General features: G+C 64.8%; 15 protein-coding genes and 1 pseudogene. 7 read left to right on the top strand and 9 right to left on the bottom strand.

Annotated features, from left to right (window positions below; genetic code table 11):
• Positions 1-4 precede the first annotated feature (4 nt).
• The 9 genes from Q0P59_RS02615 to Q0P59_RS02575 all read right to left on the bottom strand — a co-directional run bounded on the left by Q0P59_RS02615 (position 5) and on the right by Q0P59_RS02575 (position 11301).
• On the bottom strand, positions 5-367 hold the full coding sequence (locus Q0P59_RS02615; protein WP_295003234.1) for a hypothetical protein: 363 nt from the start codon (positions 365-367) through the stop codon (positions 5-7).
• The gene (locus Q0P59_RS02610) at positions 364-966 is read right to left on the bottom strand and encodes a hypothetical protein (protein ID WP_295003232.1); all 603 of its coding nucleotides are present in this window, start codon (positions 964-966) and stop codon (positions 364-366) included. Before Q0P59_RS02610 ends, Q0P59_RS02615 begins: the two co-directional genes overlap by 4 nt.
• A complete protein-coding gene (locus Q0P59_RS02605; RefSeq protein ID WP_295003230.1) occupies positions 963-2462 on the bottom strand; it encodes a hypothetical protein in 1500 nt (499 codons plus the stop codon). The genes Q0P59_RS02610 and Q0P59_RS02605 overlap by 4 nt, the downstream gene beginning before the upstream one ends.
• Positions 2459-3658 (bottom strand): type II secretion system F family protein, encoded by a 1200-nt coding sequence (locus Q0P59_RS02600; protein WP_295003228.1) that lies wholly within the window; start codon positions 3656-3658, stop codon positions 2459-2461. Before Q0P59_RS02600 ends, Q0P59_RS02605 begins: the two co-directional genes overlap by 4 nt.
• A 2-nt stretch (positions 3659-3660) precedes the next feature.
• Entirely contained in the window at positions 3661-5367 is a 1707-nt protein-coding gene (locus Q0P59_RS02595) for an ATPase, T2SS/T4P/T4SS family (RefSeq protein WP_295003226.1), read from the bottom strand.
• A gap of 7 nt (positions 5368-5374) precedes the next feature.
• Entirely contained in the window at positions 5375-6619 is a 1245-nt protein-coding gene (locus tag Q0P59_RS02590; protein WP_295003224.1) for a tetratricopeptide repeat protein, read from the bottom strand.
• 9 nt (positions 6620-6628) lie between these two features.
• Positions 6629-8413 carry a secretin N-terminal domain-containing protein gene (locus Q0P59_RS02585; protein ID WP_295003222.1) on the bottom strand — a complete coding sequence of 595 codons (1785 nt, stop codon included), beginning with the start codon at positions 8411-8413 and terminating at the stop codon, positions 6629-6631.
• A gap of 105 nt (positions 8414-8518) precedes the next feature.
• Positions 8519-9883, bottom strand: coding sequence for an AAA family ATPase (locus Q0P59_RS02580; protein WP_295003220.1), 1365 nt, complete (start codon positions 9881-9883; stop codon positions 8519-8521).
• Positions 9880-11301 carry a sigma-54 dependent transcriptional regulator gene (locus tag Q0P59_RS02575; RefSeq protein WP_295003218.1) on the bottom strand — a complete coding sequence of 474 codons (1422 nt, stop codon included), beginning with the start codon at positions 11299-11301 and terminating at the stop codon, positions 9880-9882. Before Q0P59_RS02575 ends, Q0P59_RS02580 begins: the two co-directional genes overlap by 4 nt.
• Positions 11302-11406: 105 nt before the next feature.
• Between Q0P59_RS02575 and Q0P59_RS02570 the strand changes: the two genes are divergently transcribed.
• The 7 genes and pseudogenes from Q0P59_RS02570 to Q0P59_RS02540 form a co-directional block, all read left to right on the top strand.
• Entirely contained in the window at positions 11407-12219 is an 813-nt protein-coding gene (locus tag Q0P59_RS02570) for an ABC transporter ATP-binding protein (RefSeq protein ID WP_295003217.1), read from the top strand.
• Positions 12212-13006 (top strand): lipid asymmetry maintenance ABC transporter permease subunit MlaE, encoded by a 795-nt coding sequence (mlaE, locus tag Q0P59_RS02565; RefSeq protein WP_295003215.1) that lies wholly within the window; start codon positions 12212-12214, stop codon positions 13004-13006. Before Q0P59_RS02570 ends, mlaE begins: the two co-directional genes overlap by 8 nt.
• On the top strand, positions 13003-13473 hold the full coding sequence (gene mlaD, locus Q0P59_RS02560) for an outer membrane lipid asymmetry maintenance protein MlaD (protein ID WP_295003213.1): 471 nt from the start codon (positions 13003-13005) through the stop codon (positions 13471-13473). Before mlaE ends, mlaD begins: the two co-directional genes overlap by 4 nt.
• On the top strand, positions 13470-14195 hold the full coding sequence (locus Q0P59_RS02555) for a VacJ family lipoprotein (protein WP_295003211.1): 726 nt from the start codon (positions 13470-13472) through the stop codon (positions 14193-14195). Before mlaD ends, Q0P59_RS02555 begins: the two co-directional genes overlap by 4 nt.
• Positions 14196-14213: 18 nt before the next feature.
• Positions 14214-14825 (top strand): ABC transporter substrate-binding protein, encoded by a 612-nt coding sequence (locus Q0P59_RS02550; RefSeq protein ID WP_295003209.1) that lies wholly within the window; start codon positions 14214-14216, stop codon positions 14823-14825.
• Positions 14822-15103, top strand: a complete 282-nt coding sequence (locus Q0P59_RS02545; protein ID WP_295003208.1) for an STAS domain-containing protein — start codon at positions 14822-14824, stop codon at positions 15101-15103. The genes Q0P59_RS02550 and Q0P59_RS02545 overlap by 4 nt, the downstream gene beginning before the upstream one ends.
• 10 nt (positions 15104-15113) lie before the next feature.
• Positions 15114-15731 (top strand): annotated as a pseudogene (locus tag Q0P59_RS02540) (ABC transporter ATP-binding protein); the annotation flags it as partial.
• Between the last annotated feature and the right edge of the window lie 11 nt (positions 15732-15742).

The following is a 15742-nucleotide window of genomic DNA, read 5'->3' as shown; positions in this document are numbered from 1 at the left end:
TATGTCAGCGACCCGGCTTGACCACGATGCGCCCGCTTCCCAGCAGGCCATCGTTTTGCCCGCTTTCCGGGTAGTAGGTATTGCCGACCGGAATGCGCGGGGCGGGGGTGGCGTTGCTCCAGTCCGCCGCGCCGTTGATCCAGCGCGTCCGGCGGCCGCTGCTGCTGCGCACCTCGCCATTGAGGGTCAGTCCGGCTTCCGCGTCGCCGGTGTTCTGCTGTCCGAACCATGGGTTGCGCTGCCGTTGCTGGTCGAGGTAGGCGCGCTGCTGGGCGTCGTAGAAGAGGCGGCCGAGCGGGGCGGAGTCGGCGCTGGCGGCGCCGGACAAGGAGAGCAGAAGGGCCAGGGCGAGGCGGCGCATGGTCATTTTTTCCCCGATGGCTGCCGGGCCGTCAGCCAATCCATGTCGCAGTCGGCATTCAGCGGGGCGATGGATTCCCGGCGCTCGCCCGTGGCGGCGGGGGGGGCGAGTCGGCAGGAGCGCACGATGACCATGGCGCGGGCTTCCTGCTGAATGCGTTCGAGGGTATTGAGGAGGTCGCCTTCGTGTAGCAGCCGCAACTGGAGGCGTAGCGGGCTGTTGAACCAGGCGTAGCCGGATGGTGTCGTCCGGTTGAGGGGGGTCTGTGCCGCAAACTCGTATTTGAGGCCGGGGAGGCGCAGGTCGCGTTGCGTGTTGCGCAGCTGTTCCATCCAGTCGAGCCGATGTTCCTCGCCCAGGATGCCGGAATCCTGAAGGCGCTTGAGGAGGGCGCTGCGTTCCTTGAGATCGGTTTCCTCGCTGTGGAACTGTCGCAGTCGCGCTTCGATTCGGGTCTTTCCCTCGGCGGCGCGGTCGCGTTCCTGGGTCGCGCCTCCCGTCTCTGCGTGGCTCCACCAGGCCAGCGTTCCGGCCGCCACAAAAAGCGCCAGGGTTGCGGCCAGGGGCGGCAACAGTTTGCGGAAGTCGCGCTGTGTCAGCTTCACGAGGCCGTTCTCCGCGCGATTTCGATGGTGAATGGACGAGGTTTGACGCCTTCTTCGGCGCCATCGCCGCCGCGCAAGGTGCTGCCCGATTCGATGTCGACCGGCCTTTGCAGTACCGTGATCGAGACCTCGGGCTGGGCGCGCAGGAGCTCCACGAAACTGTCGAAAACGCCGAGCAGCTTGCGCGGGTCGGTGTGGGCGAGGGCGATTGAGCCGTGCACCACGGTGAGCTGTTGCGCCGTCTTTTTCGTGCTGTCGTACGCGGTGTCGTTCCGCCATTCGACGCCTTCCAGGCGGATCGCCGGCATGCGGTCGAGCGCCTGGCCGAGCAGCCGGAGGGCCGGGCCGGGAAGCGCCTGTTGGCGGGTCAGCTCGGCATATTGGGTGGTCAGCTGGCGCAGGGTGTCGTTGTCGATGCCCAGTTGTGGCAGGGTGCTGGCTGTTTCCTGGTAGCGCCGGTTCAGTTCGGCCTCGCTGTGGCGAAGCGCCTGGGCTTCCTCGTGGAGGGAGTGGGCATCGTAGAACTGCTTGGCGGCATAAAGACTGCTGGCGAGCAGGGCGACGATGCCCGCCGCGAGCAGTCCGTTGCGCAGTTGCGACAGGCGGAAGTGGTGGCGGTGGTTGTCGTTGCCGAATTGCTGGCCAGGTGGGGAAACGGCCAGCAGCTGCATGAACAGGAGGTCGGCGCGATTGTCCTCGGGCAGGGTGTGGAGGGCGATCCGGGTCGCGGCCGCATGGCTGTCGACGATGCGGAAGTTCAGCTGGCCCCGGTCGGGGCATGCCTTTTCGATGGCGGGCAGTGTCAGCGGGTGGGCCAGGATGAAGGCCGGCATGTTTTCGTCGCGGCCGATCTGGCGCTGGCCGATCAGGTATTGATGCAGCTTGCCCGCTTCGGTGGCGAAGGCGCTGGCGACCCCGGCGATGCTGCTGTCCGACAGGGGCGCCATGCGGGAGAAATGGGCTTGCCCGTCGACCAGGTAGCTGGAGCGTATCGAGTGATCCTGCTGGGTCAGCAGCAGGCAGCGCTTGTCGTGGAGGCCCAGCTTTTTCAGCAGCGGCCCGCCCAGCTGGGCCAGGCTGTAGATTCCGGCAAGGGCAACCTCGGCGTTGGCGAGGCGCAGCAGCCAGGGTTCGAAATGGGCCGGGTTGGTCAGTGCCGACAGCAGTAGCTTCTCGTTTTTACGCTGGGTTTTCTCGTAGCCGAGCGAGATGGCGGTGGCCAGCGGGGTGCCCTGAAAGTGCTGGCCGATCTTGCGGGCAATCAGGGCCTCGCGGTCGGCGCCGCGCAGGAAGGGAATGCTCTCGTGGGCATGCCCTTCCTCGGCGACGTTGGCGAGCAGGGTGAAGCGGCCCTGGTCGTGCGTGCCGAGGTAGTGGGAGAACTGCTTGAGGCCGTCGTCGTTGTTCTCGAAGATGCCTTCCGGGTGCAGGCGGCCCTGCTGCCAGGCGAAGGCGGCAAGGCGGTGCGTGTTGAGGTAGAGGAGGCGGGTCTTCACGTCTTGATTTTACTGATCACGTCGTAGATGGGGCCAATGACCGAGAGCATGATCCAGCCCAGCAGGGCGCCCATGAAGAGCGTCAGCATCGGTTCGATCAGGGCCTGCGCCTTGCCGACCGATTCCTTGACGTCGCGGTTGTAGAAATAGCTGACGTTGAGCAGGGCCTTGTCCAGGCCGCCCGTGCTTTCGCCGATGCGCAGCATGCGGACGACCAGGGGCGGGAAGAGGCCGACATCGTGAAAGGCGCCGGCGACGTTGTGGCCTTCGCGAATCGACTGTTCGACCCGCTCCAGGCCGCGCCGGATGACGCCGTTGCCGACGATGTGCTGGGTGCTGCGGATTGACTCGAGAACCGGGATGCCGGAGGCGTAGAGCATGGCGAAGGTGCTGGCGAAGCGCGACAGGACGATTTTCTTGAGGATGGGCCCGACCACCGGCAGGCGCAGCTTGATGCCGTCGAAGCGCAGCCTGGCCAGCGGGTTGGTGCGCACCAGCTGGAGTCCGACGAGAAAGGCGACGATGGGGGTGGCGAGGAAGAGGTACCAGTAGTTGGCCAGCAGGTCGGAGACGAAAAACAGCAGCTGCGTATGCGCCGGCAGGGTCTGCCCCATGTTGCGCACGAAGATCTTCAGCTGCGGCACCATGTAGATCATCAGGAAGAAGGTGGCAGCGAGCACGATGCTGGCGACGAAAGCCGGGTACATCAGCAGCTTCTTGGTATGCGAGGCCAGTTCGTCCTCCCATTTCAGCGATTCGCTGAGGCTGGCGAGCACATCGGGCAGCTGGCCGCTCGATTCGCCGGCCCGGATCAGGTTGCAGAACACCTGGCTGAAGATGTCCGGATGGGCGGCCATCGCTTGCGACAGGGTCTGCCCCCCCTCGATGCTCTCGATCAGCCCGGCCATTACCTCGCGGAAGCGCGGGTGTTCGATGGAGTCGCGAAGGTCGGCCAGCCCTTCGAGAATGGGAACCCCGGCGCGGGTCAGCTGTTCGAGATGAAAGCAGAAATTGATCAGCTCGGGGCGAGGCACGCCGCGGCTGCCGAACGGCACCCTTTGCTGGATCGGTTTGCCGGTCACCAGGTCGAGGTTCATGCGCTTGAGGCGCATCTCCAGGTCGATCAGGTTGATCGCATCAAGGCGTCCGTAGGTCATTCGCCCTTCCGCGCTGACGGCCTTGTAGTCGAAGATCATCGCTACATCCTGTCGGTCAGGTCGACGACGCGGGCCAGTTCCTCCAGCGAGGTCACCCCGTTCAGGACGCGGTTCAGGCCGTCGTCGGCGAGGGTGGTGAAGCCCTGCAGGAGCGCGCGGCTGCGGATTTCGTGGGTGGTGGCGCGGCGGGCGATCAGTTCGTCGAGCCCGGCATCGATGCGCAGCAGTTCCATGATCGCCACCCGGCCGCGGTAGCCCTGGAAATCGCACAGCTCGCAACCGGTCGCCCGGAACAGCACCGTGCGCGGGCCTTCGCCGAGCGGGCCGAGCAGGCGGATTTCGTGCGGCTCGGCGTGATAGGGCGTCTTGCAGTGCTCGCACAGGCGGCGGATCAGGCGCTGGGCGATGATGCCGATGATGTTGCCGGCCATGATGTCGGGCAGCACGCCGATGTCGAGCAGGCGCGGCACGGCGCCGATGGCCGAGTTGGTGTGCAGGGTGGTGTACACCTGGTGGCCGGTCATCGCCGCGCGGAAGGCCATCTCGGCCGTTTCGGCGTCGCGCACTTCGCCGACCAGGATGACATCCGGGTCCTGGCGCATCATCGAGCGGATGCCCTTGGCGAAATCGAGCTTGGCCGCCTCGGCGACGGAGGTCTGGCGGACCATGGCCATCGGGTATTCGACCGGGTCCTCGAGGGTCATGATGTGGATGCCCTCGCTGTTGATGTGGTTCAACACCGAATACAGCGTCGTCGTCTTGCCGCTGCCGGTCGGGCCGGTGACCAGGATGATGCCCTCCGGCCGCGAGATCATCAGCTTCAGCTGGTGCAGGTGCTCCTCGGCCAGGCCCAGTTCTTCCAGCGGGACGATGCCCTTCTGGCGGTCGAGGATGCGCAGGACGATGTTTTCGCCGTGGATGGTCGGCTGGCTGGCGACGCGGAAGTCGATGGGGCGTCCGGACACCGTCAGGCCGATGCGGCCGTCCTGCGGGGCGCGCATTTCGGCGATGTTCATGCCGGACAGCACCTTGATGCGCACCGTCATCGCTGGCCAGTAGGACTTATGCAGGGCGCGGATCTGGCGCAGCATGCCGTCGATGCGGTAGCGGATGCGCAGGAAATTGGCTTCCGGCTCGAAGTGGATGTCCGAGGCCTCGCGCTTGACGGCGTCGGTGAGGATCGAGTCGATCAGGCGGACGACCGGCTGGCTGTACTCGTTGTCGGTGGCCGACAGGCTGTGCCAGTCGATTTCGCCGGTCTCGATCTCGTGCAGGATGCCGTCGATGGACAGCTCGTGGCCGTAGTACTGGTCGATGGCATGGTCGATTTCCGATTCGCCGGCGAGCAGCGTCTCGATCTCGGTGCCTTCTTCCAGCTGGGCGCGCACGCGATCGAGGCCGACGATGTCGTTGATGTCCGAAATGGCCAGGGCGAGCCGCCGGTTGGGGGCATCGTAATCGAGCGGCAGCAGGTGGTGGCGCTTGGCCAGGTCGCGCGGCACCAGCTTCAGGGCCTGGGGGTCGACCACGGCGTGGCGCAGATCGATGCTCTGCTTGCCCAGACTTTCCGACAGCGCCTGGCGCAGCGTGGCCTCGGTCACGAAGCCGAGCGACACCAGCAATTTGCCGATCGGCTGGTTCTGCTTCATCTGCTCGAGCAGCGCAATGCGCAACTGGTCTTCCGAGAGGATGCCTTCGGAGATCAGGATTTGCCCGAGCGGGCGACGCTGGAGGACGGAGGTGCTCATCTTGGATCTAGCGCGCCGGCTCCGGCACCAGTTCGCCCAGGCGTTTCTCGACCCTGGCGCGATCGAAGGCCGCCGGTCGGCGCCCCGCCGCTTCGAGGGCCATGCGGTAATGCTGGCCGGCCAGGCGCGGCTGGCGCAGATGGTCCAGGCTGACGGCCAGGTTGAATAGATAGTCCGGGTTGTCGCCGTCGGCGGCGACGGCGTTGAAATACACCTGTTGCGCTTCCGGCCAGCGGTTTTGACGGGCGTAGAGATTGCCCAGCGCAAAGTTCAGTGCGGCGGACTCGGGTTGGGCCGACAACAGGCTTTTCAGGCGGCTCTCGGTGTTCTGCGGGTCGGTCTCCGCCGCGCTGCCGCTCAGTGCGGCCGCTTGCGTCGCCGGGTCGCTGGGGTTGGCCACCCAGGCGCGTTGGCGCAGCGCCTCCGCATCGCTCGGCCGCCCCTGGCGCTGGGCGATGGCGGCCAGCGCCAGCAAGGCATCGGTATTGTTCGGGTCGCGCTGCAAAACCTGCTCGTAATCGCGACGCGCCAGTTCGAGTTCGCCGCGCTGCAGGCTGGCATGTCCCCGCGCCAGGCCGGCGTCGGCTTCCGGGCGGCTGCGGGTCAGGCGAATCGGCGCGGCAGCCGGGGTGTCGGCCTCGGCGCTGCGGGCCGGGGGCGGAGGCGCTTCGCGGCGAGGCGCGAAAAGCGCACCGTCGCCGGATGGCGCGACGGGGGCTGCCGCCGCCGGGGGCGGGTCGATGGCCGCCGGCATGCCCGGCGCCGGCAGCGAGGGCGGCGCTGCGGCCGACGGTGATGAATTGGCCAGCGAGCCGCGGTTCATGGCGTTCAGCTGATACCAGACGTAAGCCCCGATCGACAGGCCGGCCAGGCTCAGCGTGCCCAGGGCCAGCCACAGCGGCAGGCGCGATGGCGGCGCGGTCACGGGCTGCTTCGCGGCAAAGGCGTTGCGAATGCTGTCGCGATTGGCCTGCTCGGCCGGCTGGCTGGGCGGGACGGGGGCGGCGGCCGGCGGCGGGGGTGGTGCCGCGGTGCGCGGGAGCGGGGTGCTGGCCAGGTCGGCATCGACGGCGTCGATGTAGTGCGCCAGGTCGGGTAGCGGATTCGTCGCCGCGCCGGTTTTGTCGCCGCCGATCGGTTCCAGGCTGAGCCCGGATTCCGCCGGGGTGTTCGGCGGAATCCCGAATTGCGCGCGCGCGGCCTCCTGCTTGGCTAGTTCCGCCCGTTTCAGGGCATCCATCAGCAGGCTCATGCGCGTCTCTCAGCGGCTCGGGACGACGTTGAACGGCTGGGCTTCGTTCGGCTGGACGAAGAAGTTGTCGCCCGGCAGGTAGCCCTTCATCGCCGCGTAATCGCCGTCCAGGCTGGCATCCTTGATGACGACGGGGCGTAGGAAGACGACCAGCTCGGTCTTGCGCGCCAGGTTGTCCCGGTTGTTGGCGACTTCGCCGAAAAACGGTATCTGGCCGACGAGGGGGACGCGCTGGTTCTGGTAGTCGATCTTGTCTTCCATCAGGCCGCCCAGAACGGCGGTGCTGCCACTGGTGACGCGCATGACCGATTCGATCTCGCGGGTACGGATCTGCGGGACCTTGTTCAGGCCGTTGAGGTCCGGATTGGGGTCGATGATGAAGCCAGCCAGGGCGGTGATGGTGGGGCGCACGTTGAGAGTGACGACTTCGCTGTCGCTGATCTGCGGGGTGACGCTCATGACCAGGCCGACGCTGACGGTTTGCGGCACGGTGGTGTAGGAGCGGATGGGCGTGCCGCCGACGAGGTTGGTGTTGGCAATGGCCAGTTCGGACTTGACGTTGAAGAAGACGATGTTCTCCACCACCTTGAGCAGCGCCGTCTGGTTGTTCATGACCGACAGGCGCGGGCTGGACAGTACCTTGGTGGTGCCGAACTTGTTGAGCATGGTGATGGCGGCGGTCGGATCGCCGCCGGTGTAGCTCAGGTTCTTGGCGCTGGTCGTCAGCGTGTTGCCGAGGAACTGGAACATGCCGCCGCCGGTTATCTTGGTCCAGTCGATCCCCTGCTGGTAGCCGTCGCTCAAGGTCACTTCGACGATGGTGGCCTCGATCAGCACCTGCCGGCGCGCCGAATTGACCACCCGGTCGACAAATTCCTGGATCCGGTCGTGCTGGCGCTGGGTGGCGCGTACCGTGATGACGCCGGTTTCGGCGTTCATGATCACCGAAGCGGCTTCGCGGAAGGTGCTGTGGCGGACGAGGGTCGTGCCGGCGGCCTGGCTGGTCGAACTGGGGTTGGGATTTCCTTGCAGGGCGTTGGCGATGCTCTGCGCCGCACGGCGGCCCGTTTGCGGCAGGGCGGCGGCACCGGTCGCCGTCTGCTCGTTGTTCTGTTCGTAGCTGGTTTCGCTGGAGCCTTCGGGCAGGACCTTGTCGGTTTCGCGCAGGATGTCCTTGATGTTCTTCTCGAGCGATTCCCAGAACTGGTTCTTGGAAGAATTCTCGATGCGCGTATTGGAGATGTTGCCTCCGGTCGTGCCGGTCGGCTGCGTACCGGTTCCGCTGCCGGGCGTGCCGGTGGCGATCTGGGTGTTGGCCGAAATGGTGCCCGTGACGTTGCGGGCCATGTTGACGTAGTCGACCTTGTAGTGCTTGAGGAAAGGCGAGTCGGGCATGACGGCCAGGTTGGGGCCGTCCAGTTCGAAACGCATGTCGACCTGCTTGGCAATGCGGGTCAGCAGTTGCGGCAGGGTCTGGTCGATGGCATTCAGCGTGACGTTCCCGGTGATGCCGGGGTGGATGTCGACATTGACCTTGGCATCCCGGGCCAGGGCGAAGAGCAGGTCGCGGACCGGCACGTTGTTGACGACGACGCTGTAGGTTTCCGCCTTGCGGCTCGGTCGCGGCTTGGGCAGGGCGAGCGTTTGCTGGACCGGGGCGGGAATGCTGCCGGCCGCCGCGGCAGGCGAATTGTCGTTATTCAGGTGTCCCTTCAGCGGCTCGCGCGGCGTCGGTGCGGCACAGGCGGCAAGCAGGAGGGCGGTGAGCGAGGTGACGATGAATCCGATTTTCATCGGGTTATGCCTTGTCTGAACGGTATGGTCGCATGTTATTGGGCTATCGATACGATGCTAGCACGTTCTATGGTGACGGCGCAGCGTTGGCTGCCGGCCTGCGGCTCAGTGGAGCTTGCTGACTTGCCGGGGGAAAGGCTGGATGGTCTTGATCGATTCCGGGAGGGCGTGCATGGCGGCGACGGCAGCTTCGCGGCTGACGAAATCGCCATAGATCACCCCGATCCGGTCGCGGCCGGAAAGGCTGGAACGATAGGCGCGGAGCTGCTCCGGTTCGAGGGCGGCCGCGGCGCGGGAGAGGAAGCCTTCGACTTCGCCGGTGTGCGCGGCATCGGTGGCCAGCAACTGGATGAAATAGTGGTTGCGTGGCGTTTCCTTGATCCACTCGTCGTACTGCGCCAGGTGCTGACGGGTGAGCGGGCCGAAGCGCAGCTTTTCCGGGGCGGGCGGGGGCAATGTCGGCACGCCGGGGGCGCCTGCAGGCAGGGGGGCGGGAGCCGGCTGCTGTCTGGCGGGTTCGGCTTTGCCGGTTTCGCCGGAGGTCGCGGCCTGCCGCTGGCCAAGGCCTAGGGTCATGGCCATGAGCACGGCGGCAATGCCGGCGCCGCCCATGCCCCAGAGCAGGGGCTGGGGCTTGAACGGGGTTTTGGCCTGCAGGGGCGAGAAGCGCGCATCCTGTTCGGCGGTTCTTATTTCCGCGCCATCGACCTTGTGGCTGCCGGCCGAGTAGGCGGCCAGGAGCGCCTTGTCGGCAATGATGTTGATGCGCCGGGACAGCCCCTCGGAGATACGGGTGATCATCCGTATCGCCTCGTCGGTGAACGGGTTGGGGCCGTGGTAGCCGGCCGCCCGCAGGCGAAATTCGATGTAGGAGGCGACGTCGGGCTGCTTGAGCGGCGCGAGATTGAAGTGCTGGGTGATCCGTTCGCGCAGTTGCCGCATGTCGGTGGCGGCCAGGCGTTCATCGAGTTCGGGTTGGGCGAACAGGGCGATCTGGAGGAGCTTGGTCGCCTTCGATTCGAGGTTGGAGAGCAGCCGGATCTCCTCCAGCGATTCGGCCGGCATGGCATGTGCCTCGTCGATGAGCAGCACGACGCGCTTGCCTTCGGCGTAGCGTTCGATCAGCGCCTCCTGCAGGGCGCGGGTCAGCGAATGGGTTGCCTTGCCGTCGGTCGGGATGCCGAGTTCGTCGGCAATGGCGCCGAGAATTTCCTGCCGCGACAGCGACGGATTGGCGAGATAGAGGGTTTCGACCTTGGCCGGCAGGCGTTCGAGCAGCATCCGGCACAGCATCGTCTTGCCGCTGCCGACCTCGCCGGTGACCTTGACGATGCCTTCGTCCTGCGTGATGGCATAGATCAGGGCGTCGAGCGTCGGGCCGCGATTGGCGCCGGTGAAGAAGAAGTCGGTATGCGGCGTGATGCGGAACGGCGGTTCGCGCATGCCGAAGTGTTCGAGATACAGGCTCATTGCCGGCTCCAGCCTTCCATCCGGTTGTACAGGGTGGTGCGGTTGATGCCGAGGCGCCGTGCCGCCTCGCTCATGTTGCCGCCGCTCAGTTCGACGGCTGCTTCGATGTAGCCTTTCTGCCACAGCTCGAGTGTCGCGTCGAGGTTGAGGTGGGCGCTTCGTTCCAGGTGCTGGCGCGCTGCCTGGCGCACCTCCTCGGGTTGGGCGGCATCCAGCGCGATCGCCGCGGCCGGTGGTGCCGTGCTGTCCGGGTAGTCGAGCTCGGCCCGCAGCTGTTCCGCCGTGACGGCTTGCCCGGCGTAACGGGCCGTCAGCCGGATGGCGATGTTGCGCAGCTCGCGGACGTTGCCGGGAAAGGTGTAGTCGAGCCACAGCGACTGGGCATCGGGCGCCAGCGTGAAGGGCTCGGCGCGCACCGTTGCCGCGCAGTTCCTGCGGAAGTGTTCGAGCAGCAGCAGGCGGTCCAGCCCGGTTTCGCGCACCGGCGGGACGGATACCGTGAACACCGACAGGCGATGATAGAGGTCGGGGCGAAAGCGCCCGGTCTTCATTTCCTGGCGCAGGTCGCGGTTGGTGGCGGTGATGATGCGCGCCGTCGAGATGCGGGTCTGGGTTTCGCCGACCCGCTGGTATTCGCCATTTTCGAGAACGCGCAGCAGCTTCGGCTGCAGGTCGAGAGGGAGTTCGCCGATTTCGTCGAGGAACAGCGTGCCGCTGTCGGCATCCTCGAAATAGCCCGCCTTGGCCGCCTGGGCGCCGGTGAAGGCGCCCTTGGCGTAGCCGAACAGGGTGGGTTCGAGCAGGGATGGGGAGATGGCGGCGCAGTTGAGCGCCAGGAAGGGCTTGGCGCGGCGTTCGGTCAGGCGGTGCAGGTAGTGGCTGGCGACGATGTCCTTGCCGCTGCCGGACTCGCCTTCGATCAGCACCGGATAGGCCAGGTTGGCATACTGGCCGAGTTGCAGGCGCAGGCGCTGCATGGGCAGGCTTTCGCCGATCAGGCCGCCGGCCGATTCCCCGGTGGGCGCGCTGTCGAAGCGCAGCACCTGGCGGAACAGTTCGGCCAGTCTGGAGGGGTCGCAGGGTTTGGCGACGAACTCGACCGCTCCCAGCGTTCTCGCGTGGCGCGCGTTTTCGTCGTCGCTCTGCCCGGAGAGAACGACGATCTTCAGGTCGGGGTACGAGGCTAGCAGGTCGCCGATCAGCGCAAAGCCCTCGTCGGGACGGTGCGGAAGCGGCGGCAATCCCAGGTCGACCAGGGCCAGTCGCGGCGGATTGCGAAGCTGGCGCAGCAGGTTGCGGGCATGCGAACGGGAATGGCTGGTCAGGACGTCGTATTCCTGGGCGAAGGCAAAACTGAGCGATTCGCTGATCAGGGAATCGTCATCGACAATCAGCAGGAGCGGCTTGGCAACTGACAAGGGCGCAACATTCCATGTGAAATTTTTCCGATTATAGCCTTGTCGTTTCAGGGCGACGGCGGGGGTTCTGATAAAATCGACGGACTTTTGTTTCAGGAAAGCATCTTGTCCGACGACATCCTGGTCGATATCGAGGATCTGCACTTCACTTATGACGGGCGACCGGTGCTGCAAGGGATCAACATGAAGATCCCGCGCGGCAAGGTAGTCGCCATCATGGGCGGTTCCGGCTGCGGAAAAACCACGCTGCTGCGCTGCATCGGCGGCCAGTTGCGGCCGACCGGCGGGCGCGTGCGCCTCGAGAAACACCAGGTCTGCGGCATGTCGCAGGCCGAGTTGTACGACCTGCGTCGCCGCATGGGCATGCTTTTCCAGTTCGGCGCCTTGTTTACCGACATGTCGGTTTTCGACAACGTCGCCTTCCCGATGCGCGAGCACACCGATCTGTCCGAGGAAATGATCCGCGATCTGGTGTTGATGAAGCTGGAAGCGGTCGGCCTGCGCGGCGCGCACAAATTGATGCCGGGTGAGTTGTCCGGCGGCATGGCGCGGCGGGTTGCGCTGGCCCGGGCGCTGGCGCTCGATCCGATGCTGGTGATGTACGACGAGCCCTTTACCGGCCTCGATCCGATCGCGCTCGGCGTCATCGGCCAGCTCATACGCAAGCTGAACGATGCGCTGGGGGCGACCTCGATCATGGTCACCCACGATATCCATGAATCGCTGCTCATCGTCGATTACATCTATTTCCTGAACGGCGGCCGCGTGGTTGCCGAGGGGACGCCGGACGAAATCCGGGCGTCGACAGACCCGTTCGTGCATCAGTTCGTCCATGCCGAGCCGGATGGGCCGGTGCATTTCGACTATCCGGCGGTGTCGGTGCGCGATGAGTTCCTGAGCGGGGTTGCGCATGCTTGATCCGGTCGGGTTGTTGCGCAAGCTGGGGCATGCCGCCGTCGAACGCGTCTGGCGTCTGGGTTTCGCGGCGCGTTTTTTCTGGGTGGTGCTGATGTATTCCGGCGCCTCCTTCCGTCGCTTGCCGCTGACTTTGCGCGAAATCTACTTCAGCGGCGTGCTGTCGCTGTTGATCATCCTGGTTTCCGGCCTGTTCGTCGGGCTGGTTCTCGGCCTGCAGGGCTACGAAATCCTGCAGCGCTTCGGCTCGACCGAGGCGCTGGGCACGCTGGTGGCCTTGTCCCTGACGCGCGAACTGGGGCCTGTCCTGGCGGCGATTTTCTTCGCGTCGCGCGCCGGTTCGTCGGTGACCGCCGAGATCGGCCTGATGAAGGCCACCGAGCAGCTGAAGGCCATGGACATGATGGCGGTCAATCCGATCGCCCGCGTCGTCGCGCCGCGCTTCTGGGGCGGCGTGATTTCAATGCCCCTGCTGGCGGCCATCTTCTCGGCGATGGGCGTGCTCGGCGGCTGGCTGATCGGCGTCGTCTTCATCGGCGTCGATGATGGCTCGTATTGGTCGCAGATGCAGTCCAGCGTCGATTTCCGTTTCGATGTCTGGAACGGCATCGTCAAGAGTTTTGTTTTCGGTGTCGCGGTATCGCTGATTGCCGTCTTTGAGGGATATGACTCGGTGCCAACCGCCGAGGGGGTCTCGCGGGCGATTACGCGAACCGTGGTGACGTCGGTGCTGGCCGTGCTGGCACTCGATTTCGTTCTGACATCGTTCATGTTCCGGGGAACTTCATGAACCGTACCGTTCTCGACCTGTGGGTCGGCTTTTTCGTCGCCATTGGCGTTGCCGCCGTCATGTTTCTGGCACTCAAGGTCGGCAACCTTTCGACCGCGCATCTGTCCGAGACATATGTCCTGCAGGCCAAGTTTGATAACATTGGCGGCCTCAAGGTGCGTGGTCCGGTGAAAAGCGCCGGCGTCGTGGTCGGCCGGATTACCGACATCCAGTTCGATTCCGCGACCTATGAGGCCGTGGTGACCATGTCCATCGACGGCCGCTATCGTTTCCCGAAGGACACCTTCGCCTCGATCTTCACGGCGGGCCTGCTGGGCGAGCAATACATCGGATTCGATGCCGGCGGCGACGAGAAGATGCTGAAGGCCGGGGACACCATTGCCAAGACGCAGTCGGCAGTGGTGCTTGAAAAGTTGATCAGCCAGTTTTTATTCAGCAAGGCAGCAGACGGACAGGACAAGAAATGACGAAAAGTCTCGGCTTATCTCCGATGCGCATGGGGCGCCGCTGGGCGCTGGGGGCGCTGGTGGCGCTTGCTTGTGCGGGCAATGCGCTCGCCGAGGAAAACCCGCGCGACCCCTACGAAGGTTTCAATCGTTCGATGTTCGCGGTTAACGAAGCGATCGACAAGTACGCCGCCAAACCGGTGGCGCAGGTCTACGACGCAGCCGTGCCGCTGCCGGTCAAGGCCGGTGTCGGCAATTTCTTCGGTAACGTTGGCGATCTGTGGATCGGCGTGAATAGCGCGATGCAGGGCAAGTTTGCCGACGCCGGCGTCGATATCGGGCGTTTGCTGATCAATTCGACGGTCGGCATTTTCGGGCTGTTCGATGTGGCCAGCGAACTGGGCCTGGAAAAGCACGAGGAAGATTTCGGCCAGACACTGGCGGTGTGGGGCGTTCAGGACGGCGGCTATCTGTTCTGGCCGTTCATCGGGCCGCGCACCGTGCGCGATACGGCCGGTTTTGGCGTGGATTCCTTCGTCGATCCGGTGTGGCGTGTGCAGCCCGTTCCCGTCCGCAACAGCATGGTGCCGCTGCGCTTTGTCGATGTTCGCGCCAGCCTGCTGCCGGCCGACAAGGTCGTCGAGGAAGCGGCGCTCGACAAGTACGCCTATATTCGCGATGCTTACCTGCAGCGTCGCCGTAACCAGATTTTCGACGGCCGCCCGCCGCGACTGGATGATTGATCGTTTTTCCTGCTGACCATGAAAAAATTATTTGCCCTGTTTTTTGCCGGACTTGTCGCGACTGCTGCATTTGCCGAGGATGCCCCGGACGTGCTGGTTCAGCGCGTGACGGAAGAGGTGCTGGAAATCATCCGCCATGACAAGGATATCCAGAACGGCAGCACCAACAAGGTGATCGATTTGGTCGACAAGAAGGTCCTGCCGCACTTCAACTTCCAGCACATGACCGCACTGGCGTTGGGCAAGGAGTGGCGCAAGGCGACGCCGCAGCAGCAGCAACAGCTCACGGCCGAGTTCAAGACCCTGCTGGTGCGCACTTATTCCAACGCGCTGACCAGCTACAAGAACCAGAAGATCGTTTACAAGCAGTTCAAGATGGCGCCGGCCGATACCGACGTGCTGGTGCGTACCGAGGTTCATCAGCCCGGAAACAAGCCGGTGCAACTGGATTACAGCCTGGAAAAGCTGGATTCCGGCTGGAAGGTGTACGACGTCGTGGTCGCCGGGATCAGCCTAGTGACCAATTATCGCGACCAGTTCGGCCAGGAAGTCCGCAATGGCGGTATCGACGGCCTGGTTGCTTCGATTGCCGCCAAGAACAAGTCCCTGGAAGCGAACCAGAAGAAATGATCGAACGACAGGACGGGCGCCTGCAGGTTACGGCGCCCATGATCATGGCCAATGCCCGCGGCCTGCTCGATGCAGGCCGTTCTGCTTTGCAGCAGGGCGAGGTGGTGTTCGATTTTTCGGCGGTGGACGAGGCCGATTCGTCGGCTATTGCCGTGATGCTTGGTTGGTTGCGGGCGGCCGATGCCGCCGGCGCTCGCGTCAAATTTGCCCATATTCCGGCCGGAGTGCGTTCGCTGGCCGAACTGTACGGCGTTACCGACCTCCTGCCCCTGGCCTGAAGGGCTCCCCATGGTCGCTGCTGTATCCATCGTTGACGTCGTCAAGCATTTCGGTTCGCTGCAGGCGCTGGCCGGAGTGTCGCTCGCTATCGAGCAGGGCGAGTTCTTCGGTCTTCTGGGACCGAACGGGGCCGGCAAGACGACCTTGATCTCCTCGCTGGCAGGCCTGGTCCGTCCCGATTCGGGGGCGATCAGCGTTATGGGCCACGACGTGATCCGCGATTTTCGCGAAGCGCGCCGCTTGTTGGGGGTCGTGCCGCAGGAGTTGGTGTTCGACCCTTTCTTTAACGTGCGGGAAACCCTGCGCATCCAGTCCGGCTATTTCGGTATCCGCAAGAACGACGACTGGATCGACGAAATCCTCGAAAACCTCGATCTCGCCAGCAAGGCCGACGTCAATATGCGGCGCCTGTCGGGTGGCATGAAGCGCCGGGTACTGGTTGCCCAGGCACTGGTGCACCGTCCGCCGGTGATCGTGCTCGACGAACCGACTGCCGGCGTCGATGTCGAATTGCGCCAGGGCTTGTGGCAGTTCATTCGGCGCCTGAATGGCGAAGGGCATACGATTATTCTGACGACGCACTATCTCGAGGAGGCCGTTGCGAGTTGCACCCGGATCGCGCTGTTGTAGCTGGTCAA

This window comes from uncultured Dechloromonas sp., from assembly GCF_945957265.1.
Classification (GTDB): Bacteria; Pseudomonadota; Gammaproteobacteria; order Burkholderiales; family Rhodocyclaceae; genus Azonexus.
Note: the sequence above shows the minus strand (reverse complement) of the source record. Positions and strands in the feature narration are given on the sequence as shown.